Origin of the sequence: Acinetobacter sp. UBA5934 (assembly GCF_002430855.1) — a bacterium.
Classification (GTDB): domain Bacteria; phylum Pseudomonadota; class Gammaproteobacteria; order Pseudomonadales; family Moraxellaceae; genus Acinetobacter.
On sequence record NZ_DJDC01000093.1, the window covers coordinates 21,513 to 26,423 of the forward strand.

At 38.2% G+C, this 4,911-nt stretch carries 5 protein-coding genes; 1 reads left to right on the forward strand and 4 read right to left on the reverse strand.

Annotated elements, in window-relative coordinates; translation table 11 throughout:
- Positions 1-34 precede the first annotated feature (34 nt).
- The gene (locus B2Y23_RS06680; protein WP_291354739.1) at positions 35-2,449 is read left to right on the forward strand and encodes a CSLREA domain-containing protein; all 2,415 of its coding nucleotides are present in this window, start codon (positions 35-37) and stop codon (positions 2,447-2,449) included.
- A 165-nt stretch (positions 2,450-2,614) separates the two neighbouring features.
- Here B2Y23_RS06680 and B2Y23_RS06685 read toward each other — a convergent pair whose 3' ends face one another.
- The 4 genes from B2Y23_RS06685 to B2Y23_RS06700 form a co-directional block, all read right to left on the reverse strand.
- Positions 2,615-3,019, reverse strand: a complete 405-nt coding sequence (locus B2Y23_RS06685) for a DUF3106 domain-containing protein (protein WP_291354738.1) — start codon at positions 3,017-3,019, stop codon at positions 2,615-2,617.
- Positions 3,009-3,329, reverse strand: a complete 321-nt coding sequence (locus tag B2Y23_RS06690; protein ID WP_291354737.1) for a hypothetical protein — start codon at positions 3,327-3,329, stop codon at positions 3,009-3,011. Before B2Y23_RS06690 ends, B2Y23_RS06685 begins: the two co-directional genes overlap by 11 nt.
- Positions 3,326-3,940: an RNA polymerase sigma factor gene (locus tag B2Y23_RS06695; RefSeq protein ID WP_291354801.1), complete on the reverse strand. Its 615-nt coding sequence runs from the start codon at positions 3,938-3,940 to the stop codon at positions 3,326-3,328. Before B2Y23_RS06695 ends, B2Y23_RS06690 begins: the two co-directional genes overlap by 4 nt.
- A 168-nt stretch (positions 3,941-4,108) precedes the next feature.
- Positions 4,109-4,885 (reverse strand): TrmH family RNA methyltransferase, encoded by a 777-nt coding sequence (locus B2Y23_RS06700; RefSeq protein ID WP_291354736.1) that lies wholly within the window; start codon positions 4,883-4,885, stop codon positions 4,109-4,111.
- Between the last annotated feature and the right edge of the window lie 26 nt (positions 4,886-4,911).

The window sequence follows — 4,911 nt, forward strand, 5'->3', positions numbered from 1 at the left end:
TTACGCCGGTATAAAAAATAATTAAGGATGATCTATGAAAAATTATAAAAAAGGATTGCTCACTGCCATGATATTGTCTGCGATGTCATTAATGGCAGCAGAACAGAAAACAATTTTTGTGAATACCTTCGATGATGAAGATAATACCAATCCCAATAAATGTTCATTGCGTGAAGCAATTAAAGCTGCCAGTTTAGATAAGGCTTATGGTGGCTGTACGCCAGGTAATACTGTCAGAGGGCAAAAAGATTATATTCAGCTTGAAGAGGGTGAATATATCCTTAATAGCGAATTAACGCCAGAATCAGAAATTTACATTTATGGAAAATTACCTGTTGATTATTCAACAAAAGATGTCTTAACCAATGAGTATCCAGCACGTCAAAATTTAAAAACTAAAATCAGTGCAAAAGATAAATCACGAATTTTCAATACTATCGACAGGGAATCAACACTGTCTTTATATAATGTTGCTCTAGATAGGGGAGCTTCAAGTGAAGTGGGGGGAGCATTGCTGATCGGTGGTTCCTTAAATATGACCAATAGTGCTATTTTAAACTCAGCTTCCGCTAAGGATGGCGGAGCAATTTATTTCGTCGCCCATAAACCAGAAAATCAAATTAATTTAAGCGGTACACTTATACAAGGTAATAGCGCAACTGAAGGTAGTGTTATTGCGATGGACTGCATGGCAAATTTGGGAAAAACAAATGCGATTATTAAAATTGATAAAAGCAGTATTGTGGAAAATGGTTCAGCAGCCAGTCTGAGTACAATCGATTTATGTGGTAGTTCAAGTGTAAGCATCACAGCAAGTACAATTGCGAAGAACACAGCAAATAGCAGTAATGGCAGTATTATTCGTGTTCTAAATACTGCAGATCATCGTTTAAGTCCAGGTTCCGAATTATTACTGCATAGTAATACCATCGTTGAAAATAATGCTCATAGTACTTTGTATTATGATGATACGGGTAGCATTTCTTTAAATTTCAATATCTTGGCTTATAATGCTGGTAAGTCATGTCGTTATGCACTAAATAATGGCGATTTGACAACTACTAAGCGTGTTATCTACGCTTATCAAAATGCGTTGCAGCTAGATCCTGGAACAGGACAGTGTGATTTACCGACAGCATCTACTGCTGGTAATACAAGTCTTAATACCAATATTAATTTAGGTTCAATCAGTATGGCGACAGTTCTGTCACCATATCAAGCTGCATCTAAATATAATTTATTTTTACCGATGTATTATCCGATTGATAATCAGAATACTACTGATTTAGTTAATACAGGTATGTCGGAATGTAGTGCCACAGATCAACGTAATTTGGCGCGTATTACAGATACTACCCATATATTAGATCCCAACTTAAATAACACCTGTGATATTGGCTCGATTGAACGCATGCGTTTAACTGCAGCTGATACGACAACGCTAACAAATAGATCTTATATAGCACTCATTTCAGATTATCAAACGCAAATTGATAAACTCAAAGAATATCTTGCTGATCCTGAGGCAGATAAAGAACTTAGAGTAAAGGATCAAGAAGACTTAACAAAATTTGAAGACTTAAAAAAATTTACCGAACAGTATGCTCAGTATCGTGCCATCTATTTTGATCCTTTTTCAAATGCTTTACCAAGTGAAGAAGCTGCCTCGGATATGGCTGGTGCAATACAACTTAAAGCACTTAATACCAATAACTATACAATAACGACCTATAACTATGGTATTGGCGAGTTTGTTGAAAAAAGCGGGGGAGGATTCGAGTTTGCCGGAACTGCTGATCCTAACTTTAAGTGTGAATGGAAAGAGGATCTAAAACAAATCATCATTTATCGTACGGATGGCCGAGTAGTAGATGGGCATGGTTACTGTTCATATACTATTACGTCTAAACAAGACAGTGCAGTCAAGTCTACTGGACTGATAACGGCAAATTTTGTCAATATTGCACCTATAGCAGAAAATGATACCTATTCAATTACTCCAAGTTCGAATTCAGTACTTAGCGTTAATCCATTAACCAATGATAGTGATGATGGGGATGGACCAACAAATCATCTAACTATTAATAAGAATGTATTTTATAAAAATGATCAGGGAGTTGAGTTACCGATACGTCTATCGACCATTCCTGCTGGTTTAATTGTGAATGCGGATCGTAAAGGTCCATGCCCAGGTAATTATATCAAAGACACCTGTTATGGTGGACAATTGTACTTTGAAGTGAAAAATAATTTTAGTCAGTTTGATTATGAACTGGATTATAATATTTTTGATGCAGAAGGAATGTCGTCAAATAATGCGAAAATTTACTTACTCAACACTGAAAAGAATACGAACAATGAAGCATCTGGAGGAGGCGGAAGTCTAGGGATATATAGTATTTTAGGCTTAGCTGGTCTTGCTTTATTTAGAAATCGTCGCAAGAAATAATATTCTAATCAAAAAAATGCCTCATTGATGAGGCATTTTTTATTTTTAAATTAAGGCTATTAATGAACAGCGATTAGAAATGATTAAAATAGAGCTGCTTGAAGAAATAACTAAACTAAAAACACCAAATAAAAGAATGTTTATCTTTTGATAACCCTTGTCTATTTAGTGACTAGTTATTTGGGGTTGCAAATATTTACTGATATATTCTGCGCGAATAAGTGGACGCTCTTCAGGTGTTGCCTTTTGCATACGGCTACCCAACTCTTTGCGTTCCTGACTACTCATTTTTTGCCAGGTTTCACGCATTTTTTGTTTTTCTTGCTCGGGAAGCTGGGTAAACCAATCCATACGTTGCTGTAAGGTTGTGCCTTGGGCTTCAGGTAATTCTTTAAGTGACTGGTAACGTTGAATGAGCGCGCGCTGTTCACTATCAGACAATGTTTCCCAGGTTTCTGCCACTTGTGTGTCAGCATCTTTGGAAAAAATCCAAAAACGTTCGAAACCAGCAAAACTGGTTTGTAAAAATCCGAGTGCACAAAAAGCAAATGCTAATTTTTTAGCTGCCATGTGGAGCCTTATCCTCACCTAAAACCATTAACATTTCCAAATCTTCAACCATTTGCGGGGATAGTTTTGGAGTCACTACAACTTGATTTTGAGGTTTTGTTGACATTTCAATGGAATTTGGCAGTACCACGAAACCTGCAATTGCTGCAGCAAGCGCAAAACCTGACATTTTCCAAAGTCCATAACGTGATGTTTCTCGTGCCTGAATTTCTTCAATGACATGATTCATCACCACAGGTTTGGCTTTGTGATGTTGTGCGAGTCCATCGAGTTTGGAAGTAACTTTTTTTAAGAAATCATCTTGTTTCATTCGGATGACCCTCCACGATATGGATTCAAATGTGCTAAAGAAGCTCGGAGACCTTGAATAGCACGGTGATAATGGGTTTTTACACTACCTTCACTGCACTCCATGATTTGTGCAGTGGTGTGTGTATCAAAACCTTCCCAAGCACGCAGCATGAAAGCTTGTTGCTGGCGAACAGGAAGCTGAGCGATAGCTTCTTGTATTTCTTCGGCAGTCACGGCTTGATCAAGAAAATCGAATGGACTAGGTGTACTTTCATCAACAATATCATTCAGTTCGATATCGTCATCATCCAAGCTGACCTTTTTAAAAAAAGAAAAAGGTTGTGCTCGGCGGACTTCTTTTCTACGCCAGTCTTGTAGTTTATGATTCAAAATGGTGTAAAACAGGGGATACCACTCATCAGTCGACTTATCTGCATATGCCTTATGCAAGGAAATAAAAGCTTCCTGCACGAGATCCATCGCAATGCCTTGTTGACCTTGAGTTGCGCTTTCCATCATCACTAAAGCACGTCCAGTCACATCCTGCATAAAAATTTTCAGGCGTTGTTCAGCCGTACTCTTGAGAGTACTCAAATTTTCCGACTGAGACGACTTCGGTGCTGAATCCATAGAGATGGAAAATCCTGTCATTGGATACCCACCATTATTTCCATATTCATAATCTCTATAACGTTGGAAATAATGGTTTGGTTGACAAAAAAATTATTATTTTTCTAGTGTAATCTATTTTTAAACATGGATGAGGGATGCTTAAAATAAAGTAACGAAAGATCAGATTTATAAACGTTGGCGTACCATTTCAAAGAAACATACAGACCCTGCAATAGCAACGTTTAAAGATTCCTGTCCACCCGGTTGAGGGATGGAAACTGCTTGTGCATGAGCAAGCGCGTAATCCGACACACCTTGACCTTCATTGCCTAAAATCCAGACACAAGATTGGGTGAGATCCTTAGAATATAAGCTTTCGGATTCATGTGAACTGGTCACGTATACAGGAATCTTGAATTGATCCAGAATATCTTCAAGTGCAATATTTTCATAAGTACGTAGTGAAAAATGAGCTCCCATTCCTGCACGAAGTACGCGCGGCGACCAAAGCGAAGCTGAACCTTTGGTACAGACGATTTGTTGAATACCTGCTGCTGCTGCAGAGCGAAGTAAAGTACCGACATTTCCCGGATCTTGAATATTTTCCAGAATCAAGGTGTCTGCTGTGAAATCCAGGGCATGGCGGGACGTGGGTAAATCTACAATCGCAAGACAAGCCAATGTCGTGCCTAGAGTGCTTAAATCCTTGTATAGAGATTCACTGATCACAAAGACTGCACCCTGATATTGTTCAGCAATGCGATCAAAATCAGGATGATTTAATGCCTGTTCAGTGGTAAAAATAGATTTGATTTTTCTATCTTCTGCGAGCCAGGCCAAACATAAGTGGGTGCCTTCAAGTACGGTTTGACCTTGTTTTTTACGATATGAATTTTGCTCAATTAAGCCACGTAAGTGCTTAATTTTAGGATTATCTTTTGATTCTAGAAAAATAGTCGGCATGGGAGATGAGATCCACGGAAGCAAGT